18 protein-coding genes and 1 riboswitch are annotated in these 17,301 nt (G+C 54.3%); all 18 genes read left to right on the top strand.

The window, feature by feature from the left end; genetic code table 11:
* Positions 1-180 precede the first annotated feature (180 nt).
* The 18 genes from nadA (at position 181) to M6D81_RS18830 (ending at position 17,103) form a co-directional block, all read left to right on the top strand.
* Entirely contained in the window at positions 181-1,119 is a 939-nt protein-coding gene (nadA, locus tag M6D81_RS18915; RefSeq protein ID WP_262678497.1) for a quinolinate synthase NadA, read from the top strand.
* A gap of 42 nt (positions 1,120-1,161) precedes the next feature.
* A complete protein-coding gene (gene nadB / locus M6D81_RS18910; RefSeq protein ID WP_262678495.1) occupies positions 1,162-2,775 on the top strand; it encodes an L-aspartate oxidase in 1,614 nt (537 codons plus the stop codon).
* Positions 2,765-3,655, top strand: coding sequence for a carboxylating nicotinate-nucleotide diphosphorylase (gene nadC / locus M6D81_RS18905; RefSeq protein ID WP_262678494.1), 891 nt, complete (start codon positions 2,765-2,767; stop codon positions 3,653-3,655). The genes nadB and nadC overlap by 11 nt, the downstream gene beginning before the upstream one ends.
* Positions 3,652-4,428, top strand: a complete 777-nt coding sequence (locus tag M6D81_RS18900; protein ID WP_262678493.1) for a type III pantothenate kinase — start codon at positions 3,652-3,654, stop codon at positions 4,426-4,428. Before nadC ends, M6D81_RS18900 begins: the two co-directional genes overlap by 4 nt.
* Positions 4,425-5,330, top strand: a complete 906-nt coding sequence (gene hslO, locus M6D81_RS18895; protein WP_262678492.1) for an Hsp33 family molecular chaperone HslO — start codon at positions 4,425-4,427, stop codon at positions 5,328-5,330. The genes M6D81_RS18900 and hslO overlap by 4 nt, the downstream gene beginning before the upstream one ends.
* A gap of 17 nt (positions 5,331-5,347) precedes the next feature.
* Entirely contained in the window at positions 5,348-6,337 is a 990-nt protein-coding gene (locus tag M6D81_RS18890; protein ID WP_262678491.1) for a peptidyl-prolyl cis-trans isomerase, read from the top strand.
* 128 nt (positions 6,338-6,465) lie between these two features.
* Positions 6,466-7,404 carry a cysteine synthase A gene (cysK, locus tag M6D81_RS18885; protein ID WP_262678490.1) on the top strand — a complete coding sequence of 313 codons (939 nt, stop codon included), beginning with the start codon at positions 6,466-6,468 and terminating at the stop codon, positions 7,402-7,404.
* Positions 7,405-7,511: 107 nt separating this feature from the next.
* The gene (locus M6D81_RS18880; protein WP_262678612.1) at positions 7,512-9,104 is read left to right on the top strand and encodes an anthranilate synthase component I family protein; all 1,593 of its coding nucleotides are present in this window, start codon (positions 7,512-7,514) and stop codon (positions 9,102-9,104) included.
* Entirely contained in the window at positions 9,101-9,682 is a 582-nt protein-coding gene (pabA, locus tag M6D81_RS18875; protein ID WP_262678489.1) for an aminodeoxychorismate/anthranilate synthase component II, read from the top strand. Before M6D81_RS18880 ends, pabA begins: the two co-directional genes overlap by 4 nt.
* Entirely contained in the window at positions 9,679-10,569 is an 891-nt protein-coding gene (gene pabC, locus M6D81_RS18870) for an aminodeoxychorismate lyase (RefSeq protein ID WP_317259146.1), read from the top strand. The genes pabA and pabC overlap by 4 nt, the downstream gene beginning before the upstream one ends.
* A gap of 85 nt (positions 10,570-10,654) precedes the next feature.
* Positions 10,655-11,503 carry a dihydropteroate synthase gene (folP, locus tag M6D81_RS18865; RefSeq protein WP_262678488.1) on the top strand — a complete coding sequence of 283 codons (849 nt, stop codon included), beginning with the start codon at positions 10,655-10,657 and terminating at the stop codon, positions 11,501-11,503.
* Positions 11,504-11,519: 16 nt separating this feature from the next.
* A complete protein-coding gene (folB, locus tag M6D81_RS18860) occupies positions 11,520-11,906 on the top strand; it encodes a dihydroneopterin aldolase (protein ID WP_262678487.1) in 387 nt (128 codons plus the stop codon).
* The gene (gene folK, locus M6D81_RS18855) at positions 11,884-12,489 is read left to right on the top strand and encodes a 2-amino-4-hydroxy-6-hydroxymethyldihydropteridine diphosphokinase (protein ID WP_410795760.1); all 606 of its coding nucleotides are present in this window, start codon (positions 11,884-11,886) and stop codon (positions 12,487-12,489) included. The genes folB and folK overlap by 23 nt, the downstream gene beginning before the upstream one ends.
* Positions 12,441-12,653 carry a helix-turn-helix domain-containing protein gene (locus M6D81_RS18850; RefSeq protein ID WP_262678485.1) on the top strand — a complete coding sequence of 71 codons (213 nt, stop codon included), beginning with the start codon at positions 12,441-12,443 and terminating at the stop codon, positions 12,651-12,653. The genes folK and M6D81_RS18850 overlap by 49 nt, the downstream gene beginning before the upstream one ends.
* 8 nt (positions 12,654-12,661) lie before the next feature.
* A complete protein-coding gene (gene dusB, locus M6D81_RS18845) occupies positions 12,662-13,702 on the top strand; it encodes a tRNA dihydrouridine synthase DusB (protein ID WP_262678483.1) in 1,041 nt (346 codons plus the stop codon).
* A 288-nt stretch (positions 13,703-13,990) separates the two neighbouring features.
* Complete coding sequence (gene greA, locus M6D81_RS18840; RefSeq protein ID WP_262678482.1) at positions 13,991-14,467, top strand: transcription elongation factor GreA; 477 nt, start codon at positions 13,991-13,993, stop codon at positions 14,465-14,467.
* 83 nt (positions 14,468-14,550) lie between these two features.
* Positions 14,551-16,056: a lysine--tRNA ligase gene (gene lysS, locus M6D81_RS18835; protein WP_262678480.1), complete on the top strand. Its 1,506-nt coding sequence runs from the start codon at positions 14,551-14,553 to the stop codon at positions 16,054-16,056.
* 158 nt (positions 16,057-16,214) lie between these two features.
* Positions 16,215-16,294: riboswitch (cyclic di-GMP riboswitch) on the top strand.
* A gap of 14 nt (positions 16,295-16,308) precedes the next feature.
* Positions 16,309-17,103, top strand: coding sequence for a transglutaminase-like domain-containing protein (locus tag M6D81_RS18830; RefSeq protein WP_262678478.1), 795 nt, complete (start codon positions 16,309-16,311; stop codon positions 17,101-17,103).
* Positions 17,104-17,301 lie beyond the last annotated feature (198 nt).

The raw sequence follows: 17,301 nt of genomic DNA, 5'->3' as shown, positions 1-17,301 counted from the left end.
CAAGTGTAAATTTAATCTTAATTAAACGAATCAAGTCTTGACTAAGCAGCGAAAGGCGCACGCCCACGCAACTTTGTGCATCAATTCACAAAGTTCGGTCGAGCGCCATACAATGGAATGGGGCGATAGGTGACTATTCTCACACATCGTCCTCATCCCTCATAAGAGGAGAGGATTAACGTGGAAGCACTGGCACTGGAGCGCAAGGCGGAGCAGAACCGCGTACTGCGTGAACGGCTAATGCAATTGAAGAAGGAACGCAATGCCATTATTCTAGCTCATTATTATCAGCGAGATGAAATTCAGGAGGTTGCGGATTTCCGGGGGGATTCCTTCCTGCTGGCCCAGAAGGCTGCGCAGACCGATGCGGATGTCATCGTATTCTGCGGCGTTCACTTCATGGGCGAGAGCGCCAAAATATTGGCGCCGAACAAGACTGTCATTATTCCCGACGAGCGCGCGGGTTGTCCCATGGCCGACATGGTCAATGTCGAGGGTCTTCGCAAGCTGAAGGCGCAGCATCCCGGCGCCACTGTCGTCACTTATATTAATTCATCGGCGGAGATCAAAGCCGAGACGGATATTTGCTGCACGTCGGCCAATGCCGTGAAGGTCGTCAATTCCGTAGAGGGGCAAGATGTCATCTGGGTTCCGGATAAGAATCTGGGTCATTATGTGCAGCAGAATACGGACAAAAATATGATCATCTGGGAAGGCTACTGCAATACGCACGACATGCTTACCGTAAAGGATGTCGAGGAGATGAAGGCCAAGTATCCGGAGGCACAATTCGTCGTTCATCCGGAATGCCGGCCCGAAGTGGTGGCGCTTGGCGATTTCGTAGGCAGCACTACGGCTATCTTGAAATATTGCCGCGATTCGGAGTGCCAGGAATTCATCGTAGGCACGGAGGATGGAACGGGGTATCAGCTTCGTCTGGACAGTCCGGACAAGAAGTTCCATTTCGCTTCGAAATATTTGGTTTGTCCCAATATGAAGGTGAACAATTTGAAGAAGCTCGTCAAATGTCTGGAGACGATGCAGCCTCAAATCTATGTACCGCCTCAAGTAGCGGAGAAAGCACGTCTGTCATTGGAGCGCATGCTGCAGGTGAAGTAGCATGCGCTGCTCCCATGCTCAAGCGAAAGTGGAGGAACCGTCGTGATACCAAGATACCTAGTAGACATAGAGCTGGACAAGCTCAAAGTAATCGATAGAGACGTTATTGTGATCGGGGCCGGCATTGCCGGTCTTTTTACCGCTATAAGGGCAAGCGAGCGCCACTCGGTGCTGATGATTACGAAGAAGTCGCTGCTGGACAGCAATACGCGCTATGCGCAAGGCGGCATAGCGGCAGTTACATCCGATGAGGACTCGCCGGCCTATCACCGGCAGGATACGCTGATAGCGGGAGCGGGCTTATGCTCCGGAGAAGCCGTCGATGTGCTGGTGCATGAGGGGCCGAAGGGCGTACGCAGCCTGATCGGAATGGGGACGCAGTTCGATCAGGAGAACGGCGAGTTCGCCTTGACGAAGGAAGGAGCGCATAGCCAGCGGCGCATATTGCATGCCAATGGCGACGCGACCGGTTACGAGATTGTGAGGGCATTGTCAGAGAAGGCGGTAGCAAGCGACAGCATCGAAGTGTGGGACGAGCACTTCGCTATTGATCTGGTGACGCAGGATGGCGAGTGCTGCGGCGCGATTGTGCAGAAGCCGGACGGCGAGCGGGTATTCGTGCGAGGCAAGGCTACGATACTATGCTCGGGAGGAACGGGTCAGCTCTATCGCTATACGACCAATCCCGAAGTGGCTACCGGCGACGGCATCGCGATGGCTTATCGGGCCGGGGCGTATATCCGGGATATGGAGTTCCTGCAATTCCATCCTACCTCACTGTGTTATCCGGGAGCGCCCAGATTCCTCATATCGGAGGCGGTGCGCGGCGAAGGCGCCATTCTGCGCAATATAAAGGGAGAACGGTTCATGGAGCGGTATCACGAGCTGCAGGAACTGGCTCCGCGCGATATCGTCGCCCGTGCGATCGTCAGCGAGATGGAGGAGACGAAGTCGACGTTCGTCTATCTGGATATTACGCACGAGCCAGCCGACAGGGTCAGACACCGGTTCCCGACGATCTACGAATACTGTCTGAAGTACGGACTTGATCTGACGACGGATTGGATACCTGTTGCTCCCGCCATGCACTATATGATGGGAGGCGTCAGGACGGATCTGAACGGGGAGACGAATATTGGACGGCTGTTCGCTTGCGGGGAAGTGTCTTCAACGGGTGTGCACGGAGCGAATCGGCTTGCAAGCAATTCCTTGTCGGAGGCGATCGTGTTCGGGCGCCGGATCGTGAAGCGGATTGAGGAGCTGCATGCGCTCAATGTGACGCCGCGTATCTCTTGCGGACAGGAGAGGGACAGCGTCTCCATGCAAGCGGTTGTGGAACGGCGATTGAAGCTTCAGAAGATTATGGTGCGTTACGTTGGACTGAAGCGCGATGAGAAGGGCTTGAGGAAAGGGCTGGAGGAATTGAAGCGCCAGCTGCCTATCTTCCATTCCATCCTGATTGAGCCGGAGGAGCTGGAATTCGCCAATATGCTGACTTGCGCTCTGCTGACGGCGGAAGCGGCCTTGAAGCGGGAGGAGAGCCGCGGCGCGCATTACCGGGAGGACTATCCCGTGAAGGATGACTTGGAATGGCGGAAGCATACAATACTGCATCGTACAGAAGGGATAACGGAGGAGCGTATTCATGATGCTTGATTGGAAGGCAGACGGATATAGCCAGCAGCAGTTGCGGAAGCAGATCAAGAGCTGGCTGGAGGAAGATATCGGAAGCGGAGATGTGACGGCGGAGACGACGATTCCCGCCTCCGCCCGCTCTACAGCGATTATTCATATGAAGGACAATGGCCTGGCAGCCGGCATTCCGGTTGCCCGTCTTGTATTTCAGGCGGTAGATCCCACTCTCGTATTCAATGCGCATGTAGCGGATGGGGACAAGGTTAGCTATGGGACGGTGCTTGCCGAGGTGGAGGGCAGTACGCGAAGCTTGCTGATGGGCGAGAGGCTGGCGCTGAATCTGCTGCAGCGCTTGTCAGGCATCGCTACGAAGACAAGTGCTTATGTGGATGCGCTGCAGGGAGTGCCTGCCCGTCTTGTCGACACGCGCAAGACGACACCGGGCCTCCGCATGTTGGAGAAGTATGCCGTGCGGGTAGGAGGCGGATATAATCATCGCTTCGGTCTCTATGACGCCGTGATGATCAAGGATAATCACATTAAAGGGGCCGGAGGCATCAGCGCGGCTGTAGAGGCTGCCCGTGAAGGCATTCCTCATACGATGAAGATCGAGGTGGAGACCGAATCGTTAAGTCAGGTAGAGGAGGCGCTGGCCAGCGGAGCGGATATCATTATGCTGGACAATATGACGCCGGAGCTGATGAAGCGGGCGGTCACTTACATTAAGGAGAGAGCGCCGCATATCATGACCGAAGCTTCGGGCGGCGTCACGCTGGAGACGATTCACGCCATCGCTTCGACCGGAGTGGATGTGATATCGGTGGGCGGATTGACCTACTCCGTTCCGGCGCTTGATATCAGTCTGGATCTGAACGAGAAGAAGGGCGGGAGACCACAATGATTCTGGTCATCGATGTAGGCAATACTAATATTGTCATCGGGGTCTACAGGGATCGTGAATTGCAGCATCATTGGCGGCTTAGCACGAACCGTTCCAGTACGGCAGACGAATACGGCATGACGCTCCATAATTTGTTCCATTACGCTGGTGTGTCGATCGAATCCATTGACGGCGTCGTTATTTCCTCCGTTGTTCCGCCCCTGATGCGAACGCTTGAGCAGCTGTGTCTGAAGTATATCCGGAAGGCCCCTCTCGTCATAGGACCGGGAGTGAAGACGGGATTGAACATCCGTTATGAAAATCCGAGAGAGGTCGGCGCCGACCGGATTGTCAACTCGGTTGCCGGCATTGAGAAGTACGGGGCGCCGTTGATCATTGTAGACTTCGGCACGGCGACTACCTTCGATTATATTGATCCCAGCGGCAGCTATTTGGGAGGGGCGATTATGCCGGGCATCGGCATTTCGACAGAGGCCTTGTATCAGCGTGCTGCGAAGCTGCCGCGCATCGAGCTGGTGAAGCCGAAGAGCGTAATCGGCCGCAATCCGGTGACGTCGATGCAAGCGGGCATCGTATTCGGCTATGCGGGGCAGGTGGATGGTATCGTCAATCGGATTCGATCGGAATTCGGGGTAACTCCTAGTGTTATCGCGACTGGCGGACTGGCCGATCTGATTGCGGCGGAATCCGACACGATTCAAGAGGTGGACCCTCTGTTGACGCTGGAGGGGTTGCGAATCATTTATGAACGAAATCAGGAGGGACAATCATGAATAACGGTTTGAAGGACGTACTCGTCCGCGGCACAGCATGGGGCGGCAAGCTTCGCCTGTTCGCGGTACGCACGACAAACCTTGTCGAGGAGATGCGTCGCAGGCAAGACAGCTTCCCGACCGCAACGGCTGCATTAGGACGCACGGCAGCGGTCGGAGCGATGATGGGAGCGATGCTGAAGGGCAATGAGAAGCTGACGATCCAGGTGAAGGGAGACGGGCCGATCGGAGCGGTAGTCGTCGACGCGAATGCGGACGGGGACCTTCGCGGCTATATCGATCATCCGCAAGCCCATCACGCCAGCAATTCGCTGGGCAAGCTGGATGTAGCTGGAGCGGTAGGGACGAGCGGACACATTCACGTCATTAAGGATCTTGGCCTGAAGGAACCATATCGCGGCAGCAGTCCGATTATATCCGGCGAGCTGGGCGAGGATTTCACCTATTACTTCACGGTATCCGAGCAGACGCCTTCCGCTGTAGGAGTCGGAGTGCTGGTCGATACGGACAATTCGGTTCTCCATGCCGGAGGATTCATTGTGCAGGTAATGCCGGGCCTGGCCGATGATGATCTGACGAGACTGGAGCAGGCGGTCGCCGCCATGCCGCCGGTAACGTCGCTGCTGGACCAGGGCGAGACACCGGAGAGTATACTGGAGTGGCTTGTCGGAGAAGGCGAACTGACCGTTCACGATACGATGGAGCTTCGCTTCCGCTGCCAATGCTCCCATGAGCGTGTGGCTCAGATGCTGGTCAACCTTGGCGAACAGGAGCTGAAGAGCATCATAGAAGAAGATGGACATGCGGAGATCGTATGCCACTTCTGCAATGAGAAGTATTCGTTCGACAAGCCGCAACTGGAAGAGCTGCTGGAGCAAGCGCAATCGAAGACATCCCCGTAAGCGGAGGGGAGAGTGCCATGAGAAGATATAATTGGTTGAAGACGGTCGTTATCGTTCAGGCGGTATGCATGATTGCTCTGACTGGGGCTGTCATTGTAAAGGTATGGCCGCTGCCTGCTCTGAGAGGCAATATGCAGACAGAGCCGCCATCGTTGCCGGAAGATGGCCCTGGCGGCAACGATTCCCCAGACCAGTCCCAGGATAATGCCGGTGAGGCAGTTGCCAAGGTAGGCGATACGCTTATTACGCGGCAACAGCTGGATGAAGAGCTGTACAGACAGCATGGCGATGAAGTGCTTCGCTCCATGCTGCTGCGTCATGCGATTGATCTGGAGGCGGAAGCGGCAGGCCTGCGCGTATTGGATGACGAGTTGGACAGGGAACTGGCCATCGCGGCGGAAGGCTATGATACGCTAGAGCAGTTCTTGATGGTGATGAAGGAACAGCTCGGCATGTCGAAGCAGGAAGTGAGGCGCGATGTGAAGTATCGCCTGCTCATGGAGAAGCTGATTATTCGGGATATTGTCGTCACGGACGAGGAAGTGGAGCAGTATATTGACATGCATCCGGAGCAATTCGAGCCGCGGCGGCAGCTTCATCTGCAGTGGATCGTTACGGCTACGGAGGCGCAAGCGCTGGAGCTGATGGAGCGCTTGGCGGATGGCGAATCATTCGCCGAGCTGGCAGCGGCGTATTCGCTGGATGAGTTCACATCCGGCAGCGGCGGCGATCTTGGCATTATCGAAGCAGACGATCCATTCTACGACGAAGCGATGCTCCAAGCGGCGAGAGAGATGGAAGTGGCGGAGATAGCAGGACCGATTGCAATGAGCGATAGCGAAGGCTACTGTATCGTTCAGCTGTCCGGAAGGAACGTGACGGAGAAGATGAACAGACGCAGGATGCATGATGCCGTCCGCAAGCAGCTGGCGCTGGAGCGGGCCAAGCCGATGCAGAAGCTGGAGGAGGAACTGCTTCAGAAGCATGGCGCAGTCGTCATGAGATGATGGGACAAGGGCACGGAGCAAGTTCCGTCAGGTACGCCAAGAAGGCTATTGACAACCAGACTCTGACATTGATAAGATGGAATTAATAAAAACCAACTATTTTAGTCGGAATAGGGAGGCTTTCGTTCATGGCCAGAATTGTGCAGAGTGTTACGGAACTTATCGGAGATACGCCTTTAGTTCGTCTCAATCGTTTGGTGCCAGAAGACAGCGCTGAAATATATGTGAAATTAGAATATCAAAACCCCGGCGCCAGCGTAAAGGACAGAATTGCGATTAGTATGGTGGAGGTTGCCGAGCAAGAAGGACGGATAAAGCCGGGCGATACCCTTGTCGAGCCTACAAGCGGCAATACGGGCATCGGTCTCGCTCTTGTGGCGGCGGCCAAAGGATACCGGGCGATTCTGGTGATGCCGGAGACGATGAGTGTGGAGCGCCGCAATCTGCTTCGCGCTTATGGAGCGGAGTTGGTGCTGACGCCAGGATCGGAAGGGATGAACGGAGCGGTTCGCAAGGCGGAAGAGCTTGTTAAGGAGAATCCTTCCTACTTCATGCCTCAGCAGTTCAAAAATCAGGCCAATGTGAAAATCCACCGCGAGACGACAGGTCCGGAAATCGTAGAGGCCATTAACACGCTGGACGGCAAGCTGGATGCGTTCATTGCAGGCATCGGCACAGGCGGAACGATCTCGGGCGCCGGAGAGGTGCTGAAGCAGAACTTCGACGGCATCAAAGTGTACGCTGTAGAGCCGGCTGCTTCCCCGTTATTGTCCGGCGGCAATCCGGGACCGCACAAAATTCAAGGGATCGGCGCAAACTTTGTGCCAGATATCTTGAACCGTGAAATCTATGACGGTGTGATTACGGTAGAGAATGAAGATGCCTTCGAATATGCGCGCCGCGCGGCGAAGGAGGAGGGCATTCTATGCGGCATTTCCTCCGGCGCGGCGATCTATGCGGCACTGAAGGTGGCGAAGGAGCTGGGCAAAGGCAAGCGCGTCGTCGCCATTGTGCCAAGTAACGGCGAGCGTTATCTCAGCACTCCTCTATTCAACTTTGAAAACTGATTTCGACGCACAGGGCCTTCCATTCTACGGAGTGGAGGGCGCTTTTCTTTTGTCCCGCGATTCTGTATACTTAGCGAAACAAACAACATGATCGGGGGTTGAAGGTGATGGTCACCGCTTGGGAGCAATGGGCTCGGTGGCACGCCGAAGGCATATATACGACGTTGCCGTTGCTGAAGGAGCTGCCATTGGAAGGAGCGGGCTCCATAGCGTCATGGGAGGAGGCGTGGCAGGATGCTTCCCCCTACTCGTTCGTGCTGGAGAGCGGCAAGAGTGGACGGTATACGTATTTAGGCCTTCATCCGGACGGCGTCATTAGAGGGAAGGGGCTGGAGGCCGAATCGGTCTCATTCGCCGGTCTTCAGGAGCGGAGCGGCGAGAAGCGGAAGTGGACGGGCAAGCCTCTGGAAGTGGTGAGAGAGTGGCTGGGCTTCTCCAGGGGACCTCGGTTGGCCGAAGGACCGCGCTGGCTGGGAGGATGCGCGGGGTTCTGGGGCTACGATATCGCACGGACGATTGAGCGGCTGCCGGAGCTGGCCGAAGATGATACGGACTTGCCGGACTATCTGTTCTTGCGCATGAACGAGCTATGGATAGTGGATCATGAGAAGGGAATCGTATATTGCGTCGTTCATAGCCCAGTAAGTCCGGACATGTCCGAAGCTGCCGTTCGAGTGGCCTATGAGCGGGCGATGTCTCGATCGGAGGGCATGTCCGACTATTGGCTTACCTGGTTCGAGGAGGAACGCGCAGTCGCCAGAGCCAGGGAGATGAGAAGGGACAGGTGCGCGCTTATGGAGCAGGATACGCTCCATATCGATATTGAGAGCATGCCTGGCATACGTTCTCCGTTCCGCAAGGAGGCGTTCATGGATGCGGTCAGGTCCATACAGCGCTATATCGGACAAGGCGACGTCTTTCAGGTGAATCTGTCGCAGCGGCAGAGCCGCCGAACAGCCATACCGCCGGAAGAGCTGTATGAATGGCTCAGGCTGTTCAATCCATCGCCGTATATGGGATTTTTGCGTTGTCCGGACTTCCAGCTTGTATCCGCATCTCCCGAGCTTCTGGTGAAGCTGACCGATGGCCGTCTGGCAGCGAGGCCGATCGCGGGAACGCGCAGGCGGGGACGTACGGAAGAAGAGGAAGCCCGGTTCATCGAGGAGCTGCGGAGCAATGAGAAGGAACGGGCGGAGCATATTATGCTCGTGGACTTGGAGCGCAACGATCTGGGGCGCATCTCCGCTTACGGATCGGTGGAGGTGAAGGAGCTGATGGTCATCGAGCGCTACTCTCATGTGATGCATCTGGTCTCGCAGGTGGAAGGAACGCTTGCCGAGGGCGGGGACGCCTTCGATGTCATTGCCGCGACCTTCCCGGGCGGTACGATTACGGGAGCGCCAAAAATCCGCACAATGGAGATCATAGAGGAGCTGGAGCCGGTCAGGCGCGGCCCTTATACGGGATCGATGGGCTGGATTGACTATAATGGCGATATGGAATTTAATATAATTATTAGAACGATGGCTGTCCGGGACGGGCTTGTCCACATTCAAGCCGGCGCAGGGATCGTCATCGATTCCGATCCGGAGCGGGAATACAGGGAGTCGCTAAGCAAGGCAAAAGCGTTATGGAAGGCGATGCAATACAGCGAACGGTTCGCCGAAGAGATGAAAACAAGGGGGATGGAACGAAGATGATACTCGTCATCGATAATTATGATTCATTTACGTACAATTTAGTGCAGTATCTGGGCGAGCTGGGTGAAGACATTGTGGTGAAGCGGAACGACGAGATCGACCTCGCGGGCATTGCAGCGCTTGCTCCGGATCATCTGCTAATCTCACCGGGGCCTTGCACGCCTAACGAAGCGGGCATTAGTCTGGCGCTTATTGAACGGTTCAAGGGGGAAATTCCAATCTTCGGCGTATGTCTCGGTCACCAGTCCATCGGACAAGCGTTCGGCGGCGAGGTCGTAAGGGCGGACAAGCTGATGCACGGCAAAACTTCTCCGATTCATCACGACGGCAAAGGCGTGTTCGAAGGGATGGAATCTCCGTTCACGGCAACGCGCTATCATTCGCTTATTGTCCGCCGGGACACCTTGCCGGATTGTCTGGAGATCAGTGCCGAGACGGCGGAAGGAGAGATTATGGGTTTGCGGCATAAGCGCTATGCGATTGAAGGCGTGCAATTCCACCCGGAATCCATCATTACGGAGCATGGCCTGACGATGCTGCGCAACTTCCTGCGTCATCGGACAGGCGTCATCCAATGAGCGGTATGAAGGTGGGCTTGAACGGAACGGTGCTTGAAGCGGACGAAGCTGTGATCTCGGTATATGATCACGGCTTTTTGTACGGATTAGGATTGTTCGAAACATTCCGCACATACGGGGGTCGGCCGTATCTGTTGAGCGCTCATATGGAGAGACTGCACAACGGCTGCAGAGAGCTGGGCATCCACTTCTCCATGCCGGAGGACGCGGTGGAGAGCTGGGTGCGCGAGCTGCTGCAGGAGAACGGACTGGAAGACGGCTATGTCCGTCTCACTGTCAGTGCCGGCGAAGCCGAGCTTGGCTTGCCCGCCGCGGATTATACGGAGCCGACCGTATTGCTGCTCGTGAAGCCGCTGCCTCCAGTGTCGGAGGAAGCGGTGCTTCGGGGCAGGGCGCTCCGGCTGCTGAATACGAGACGGAATACGCCGGAAGGGAATGTGCGCTTCAAGTCTCTCCATTACATGAACAACATTCTGGCCCGCAGAGAGCTGATGTCGTGCGGCGATGCTGTCGCCCCAGGAACGGAAGGGCTGATGCTTAGCGGCGATAACTGGCTGGCGGAGGGCATCGTAAGCAATCTGTTCTTCTACCGCGACGGCACCGTGTACACGCCGGATATCGCTACCGGCATTCTTCCGGGGGTTACCCGGAAGCGGGTGATGGAATTGGCGGAGTTGGAAGGACTGCCCGTACAAGAAGGCTTCTATACGTGGGAGCAGCTGTGGGGAGCGGAGGAAATATGGATAACCAATTCCATACAGGAAGTTGTGCCTGTAACGACGCTTATTGCTGCGGACGGAGAACATATCGCCGTAAGCGGCGGCATAGCGGGAGAAGTGACCAGACGGATTCTCGCCGCCTATCGGAATGACATCATGTGTACATAGTTTAGTTGAAAATGGGTAAGCTTGATGCCATAACGGCCAGCCTGGCCATGTTGGCAGGTCATGCGAAGAAAGGGAGCGTCATGCGATGTTGGATGATCGTACAAGATATAGGGAAAGGCGTTATGAATTCGGTTACGGAGCCACGATGCAATTGGGTTGTCGGACACTTGTTATGGGTATTCTGAATGCCACTCCGGATTCCTTCTCCGACGGCGGGCGCTACCAGAGAACGGATGCCGCAGTGGCCCACGCGGTAGCGATGGTGGAGCAAGGCGCTGATATACTGGACATCGGCGGCGAGTCGACACGTCCGGGAGCGGAGCGGGTCGATCAGGAGGAGGAAGTGCGTCGTGTCGTCCCGGTCATCGCCGCGGTCAGACGCGAGCTGCCGCATGTGCCGCTGTCGATCGATACATACAAGGCGGAGACGGCCAAGGCTGCGCTGGAAGCCGGAGCTCACGTCATCAATGACATATGGGGATTGAAGGGCGACCCCCATATGGCTTCCGTAGCCGCGGAATACGGCTGCCCCGTTGTCATCAGCCATAATCGTCATTCCCGCCAGTATGACGATCTCGTGCGGGATGTCATCTCCGACCTGCGGGATAGCATAGGGCTGGCCAGAGCTGCGGGCGTTAAGGACGAGAACATATGGCTCGATCCCGGCATCGGATTCGCCAAGTCGTACGACGATAACCTGGAGCTCATGGGCCGCCTCTCGGATATAGCGGACATGGGTTATCCGCTCCTGCTGGGCACATCACGCAAGAAGTTCATCCAGCTCACACTGGATGCTCTCCCGCAGGATGTCGTAGAAGGGACGGCGGCGACTGTAGCAGTGGGCATTATGCAGGGCTGCCAGATTGTCCGCGTACACGATGTCTCGGCCATCAAGCGTACCGTGCGCATGGTAGATGCTATTCAATACCGATGAAGGAGAACATAGCGGAATGGATAAGATGAAGGTAAAGGGGATGCGCTTCTACGGCTATCATGGCGTATATCCCGAAGAGAACAAGCTGGGGCAGCAATATGCCGTCGATCTGGAGCTTCATCTGGACTTGGAGCAGGCGGCAGCGACCGACGATCTGCAGTATACTGTGAATTATGCCGAGCTCCATGCGCTCGTGAAAGAAATTGTGGAAGGACCGCCTGTTCAATTAATCGAGACTTTGGCAGGGAACATTGCATCGCGAGTGCTTGAAGCTTATACTATGATAAATGAAGCGATGGTAGCTGTAACGAAGCCGCATCCGCCATTCGATATACACTTTGAAGGCGTATCGGTGGAGCTGCGAAGAAAGCGGGACGAACATGGCAAGATCGTACGGGCATAACATGACGGAACCGTATTCCAACACAGGGACGACGGCCGGGCAAGAGGGCTTGCGCAATACATCCGAGGCGTACATCGCTCTCGGTTCCAATATGGGCGATCGGGAATCGTTGCTCAAGGAGGCAATCAGGCGGCTGCACGCTCAGCCGGGCATCACTGTCAATCGCGTATCCGGTATGTACGAGACCGATCCGGTCGGGTATACGGAGCAGCCGCCCTTCCTCAATATGGTCGTTGCTGTTGCTGCTGACCTGACTCCCGTGGAGCTGTTGCGGACCGGCCTCCGGATCGAGCAGGAGCTGGGAAGAATTCGCCATGAGCGCTGGGGGCCGAGAACCATTGACCTTGATCTGCTTCTATATGATAATGTCAGAATGGATCAAGAGGAGCTGACGCTGCCGCATCCGCGCATGATGGAACGGTCATTCGTGCTTGTTCCCCTGCATGATGTGTTGCATGCTGCACATCCGCTGCATGAGCAGGTTGCGACATCGTCTGTTGCGGCGCTTCAGGCAGGAAAGGAAGGCATCACCTTATGGAAAACAATCAATTGGCTCAGCGAGTCAGAGCCTTTCGAAAGCTGAAGGGATACACGCAGCTGGAGTTGGCCAAGGAACTCGGCGTATCGGTAGCGGTACTGGGTTCATTGGAGCGCGGAACGCGAAAGAACGACCCCAAGCTGCTTCAGCATATTGCCGTGACGCTAGGGATCAGCTATGAAGAATTAATGTCAGTTAAGGAGGAGTAAGGAGCGACATGCTGAAAATCGGAGACATCGAGATGAAGAATAAAGTGGTGCTTGCGCCGATGGCCGGCGTGTGTAATCCCGCTTTTCGCTTAATTGCCAAGGAATTCGGAACAGGACTGGTCTGTGCTGAGATGGTGAGCGACAAGGCGATCCTGCATGGCAACAAGCGCACGCTGGAGATGCTCTACGTCGATGAGCGGGAGAAGCCGCTCAGTCTTCAAATATTCGGAGGGGACAGGGAGTCGCTGGTGGAAGCTGCCAAGGTTGTTGATAAAGGGACGAACGCGGACATTATCGATATTAATATGGGCTGTCCCGTTCCCAAGGTAACCAAATGCGATGCGGGCGCCCGCTGGCTGCTTGATCCCAACAAGATATATGAGATGGTCTCTGCCGTAGTAGATGCCGTTGACAAGCCTGTCACGGTGAAAATGCGCATCGGCTGGGATGACGAGCATATCTACGCCGTGGAGAACGCGCAAGCTGTGGAGCGGGCAGGCGGCAAAGCGGTTAGCGTGCATGGCAGAACGCGCGAGCAGCTGTATACGGGCAAAGCCAACTGGGATATTATCAGGGACGTGAAGAGTGCCGTCTCCATTCCGGTCATCGGCAACGGGGATGTCTTCTCGCCAGAGGATGCGCGCAGACTGCTGGAACATACAGGATGCGACGGCGTCATGATCGGAAGAGGCGCGCTTGGAAATCCGTGGATGCTGTACCGCACGATTCAATATTTGACGACGGGCGAGCTGCTTGGCGACCCCACTCCGCGTGAGAAGATGGAAGTAGCCATATTGCATCTGGACCGCCTTGTTGCATTGCGCAACGAATCAGTGGCTGTCCGCGAGATGAGAAAGCATCTGGCCTGGTATCTGAAGGGACTTCCAGGCGCGGCCCGCGTGAAAGATGTCATTATGGAAGAGACGAGCCGAGACCGTCTGGTGGAGATTTTGAAGGATTATATCGAATCCTTGGACCCCGATGGGGAATCCGCCGTATCGAATGGCAGAATACAGATGGCTGACACATCGAAGAAGGCCGTTCATTAGCCATTAGCATGCGGGGAAGAGGGTGAAGCGTTCTTGCGACAGGAAGCGACGCTCCACCTTTTCCTTGTCATGCAGCGGCATTGTCACCATGCGGAAACGGTTTCACTGGATGGGTTGGCTTTGATTGACATATGGGGTAATTTTGCAATATAATCGTGCAATATAAATCCACATGAGGAACTTAACTTGCGCAGAGACTGGTATGTTGGAAATCATGCGTAATATATTTAGGTAAAGTGAATTCATACAACGTATGAAAATTAGTCACATGACAGGAGAATCGGAAAGATGAGCGATAAGGAAATCATTCTGACTCAAGACGGACTGAAGAAGCTTGAAGACGAACTGGAGAACCTGAAGTCTGTTAAGCGCCGCGAAGTGGCGGAACGGATCAAAATCGCGATCGGCTACGGGGACATTAGCGAAAACTCGGAGTATGAGGACGCCAAAAACGAGCAAGCTTTCATTGAAGGGCGCATCATTACTTTGGAGAAGATGCTCCGCAATGCCCGAATCATTAATAACGACGAGATTGATGTGGATACGGTCAGCATCGGCTCTATCGTCACTGTGGAAGACATGGAGTTCGGCGATACGATGGAATACGCGATTGTAGGCACAGCGGAATCCGATCCGCTTCAGAACAAGATCTCGAATGAGAGTCCTGTCGGCAAGGCGATCTTGGGCAAGCAGAAAGGCGCGGTTGTCGAAGTGAACGTGCCCGCGGGCGTTATTCAATATAAAATAGTCGATATCAAAAAATAAGGTGCGCTAGTCATCGTTTGGAAAGCTTCCGTGCCGGAAGCTTTTTGAACGTTCACCGCCAGATTCAGAGGAGATGAATTCAATTGGAACATGAGCACAACAATGACAACGGTCAGGAGCTGAGTGAGCTTCTGCAGATTCGCAGAGACAAATTGGACGAGCTGCGCGGACTCGGCATCGACCCGTTCGGCCGCAAGTATGAGCGCACGCATCACGCGCAAGCCATTCTGCAGGATTATGAAGAAGTGAGCAAGCCGGAGCTTGAAGAGCGTGCCATTAAAGTGAGCATTGCCGGCCGTATTATGCAGAAGCGCGGAATGGGGAAAGCGATCTTCGCCCATATCCAGGATTTGAGCGGAAGAATTCAAATCTATGTGCGCAAGGATTCGGTGGAAGAGAAACAATTCGCCGCGTTCAGTCTGCTTGATATTGGCGACATTATCGGTGTTGAAGGAGTCGTATTCAAAACGAATACCGGCGAAGTATCCGTCAAGGCGGAACGTATCGAAGTGCTGACCAAGTCGCTGCTGCCTCTGCCGGACAAGCATCATGGCTTGAAGGACGTAGAGCTTCGTTATCGCCAGCGTTATGTCGATCTAATCGTCAATCCTGACGTTCAACAGACGTTCATTACGCGTTCCCGCATTATTCAGTCGATGCGCCGCTATCTGGACTCATTAGGCTATCTTGAGGTGGAGACGCCGACTCTTCATACCATTGCCGGAGGGGCAGCCGCTCGTCCGTTCGTCACTCATCATAATGCGCTGGATATGGAGCTGTATATGCGGATTGCCATCGAGCTCCATCTTAAGCGTCTGATCGTCGGCGGGCTGGAGAAGGTGTATGAGATCGGACGTGTCTATCGCAATGAAGGCATCTCAACGCGCCACAATCCCGAGTTCACCATGATCGAGTTGTATGCCGCATACGCGGATTACAAGGATATTATGGCTCTGACCGAGAATATGATCGCTCATATCGCGCAAGATGTGCTTGGTACGATGAGCATTCAGTATGGTGATCATGAAGTGGATCTTACACCGCAATGGCGTCGTGTGAGCATGGTTGAGTTGGTGAAAGAAACTACCGGTGTAGACTTCAGCGTGGAAATGAGCGATGAAGAAGCGCATGCATTGGCGAAGGAACACAAGGTTCCTGTAGAGCCGCATATGACGTTCGGTCATATCGTGAATGCATTCTTCGAGACTTTCTGCGAGCATACGCTTATTCAGCCGACATTCGTGACGGGTCATCCGGTGGCTATCTCCCCGCTGGCTAAGAAGAGTGAGGAAGATCCGCGCTTTACGGATCGCTTCGAGCTGTTCATTGTAGCCAGGGAGCATGCCAATGCGTTCACGGAGCTCAACGATCCCATCGATCAGCGCGAACGCTTCGAAGCTCAGCTGGAGGAGAAGGAGCAAGGCAACGACGAAGCGCATGATATGGATGATGACTTCATTCGCGCGCTGGAGCACGGGATGCCTCCAACCGGCGGATTAGGGATCGGCATTGACCGTCTGGTGATGCTGCTGACCAATGCGCCTTCCATCCGCGATGTGCTGCTGTTTCCCCATATGAGGGATTCATAAGTTAAAACCATGCAGTAACCGTAACCTTCATGTCCGCTTTCTGAAGCGGATGTGGAGGTTTTTTTTGAAATAATGGATTGCGAGATTTGCATAATATGGTAATATAAATATACAACCCTGTCGAAATATACACGCTGGGTGAACGAGAGAACAAACTCATACGACAATGGCAAACCTATCGAAAGGTAGGGACGCAAAGCTATAGGGCCTTCCAACGGATGGCAGCCTGGCTACCGAAAGGAGTTTTTTGTTATGCGCAAGTACTTATTGATCATGATTTGTGTGGCTATGCTCGTTCTTCCTGCTGGAATGGCGACAGCTGCGGGCGGGAACAACGGGAAGTGGCTGGATACAAGCGAGCTCGATAAAGGTGTTGTGACGGTCAAGTATGCAGTAAAGCCGGATGTGAAAACAAAAGTTATGATTATGAAAGGCGAACAGCGCTATACATACAATTTGTATAGCGGGGACTACGATGAATCGTTTCCTCTCCAGATGGGCAATGGCAAGTATAGAGTTCTGGTGCTGGAGCATCTGTCCGAGAAGTCTTATAAGGTCGTAAAGAGCGAATATGTTCAGCTGGCGTTGAAGGATGCCAAGAAGCTTTACTTGAACTCGGTGCAAAATGTGAAGTGGACAAGCACTGACGAGGCCATTAAGAAAGCGGCTGAGTTGACCAAAGGGCTGAAAAAGGATGAGGAGAAGGTTAAGGCGATCTATCAATTTATTATCACTACCATTAAATATGATGAAAAGCTGGCTAAAACGGTGACTACTGATTACTTGCCGGATATCGATCAGACATTGAGCGAGAAGAAAGATATATGTTACGGTTATGCAGCTTTGTTCGGTGCTATGATGCGAAGCCTGGATGTTCCAACCAAGCTGGTCATGGGCGAAGCGGATGACGTTAAGACATATCATGCTTGGAATGAAGTGTTCTTGAACGGCGAGTGGGTCGTAATCGACACGACTATCGATGCCGGCGCAAAGAATGCTGAGATGCTGAAAGACAGCAGCAAGTACAGTGCTCAAAAGGTCTACTAATCACTCTCAAAAACAATTTAAAAAAAGACTTGCATTGGTATAGTTGTCTGTGATATATTATTAAAGTCGCCGCTGAGACATGGGCGGCACGCGAGAAAAGAGATTGTTCCTTGAAAACTGAACAACGAGCGAAACTGCCCCGTTCAAAGGTTTGCGAAGCAAATCCTGCATCGTAAGCATTTGACGGAAAAGCAATAC

Origin of the sequence: Paenibacillus sp. J5C2022 (assembly GCF_025567625.1) — a bacterium.
Taxonomy (GTDB): domain Bacteria; phylum Bacillota; class Bacilli; order Paenibacillales; family Paenibacillaceae; genus Pristimantibacillus.
This window is presented reverse-complemented; position numbering and strand designations above follow the sequence as displayed.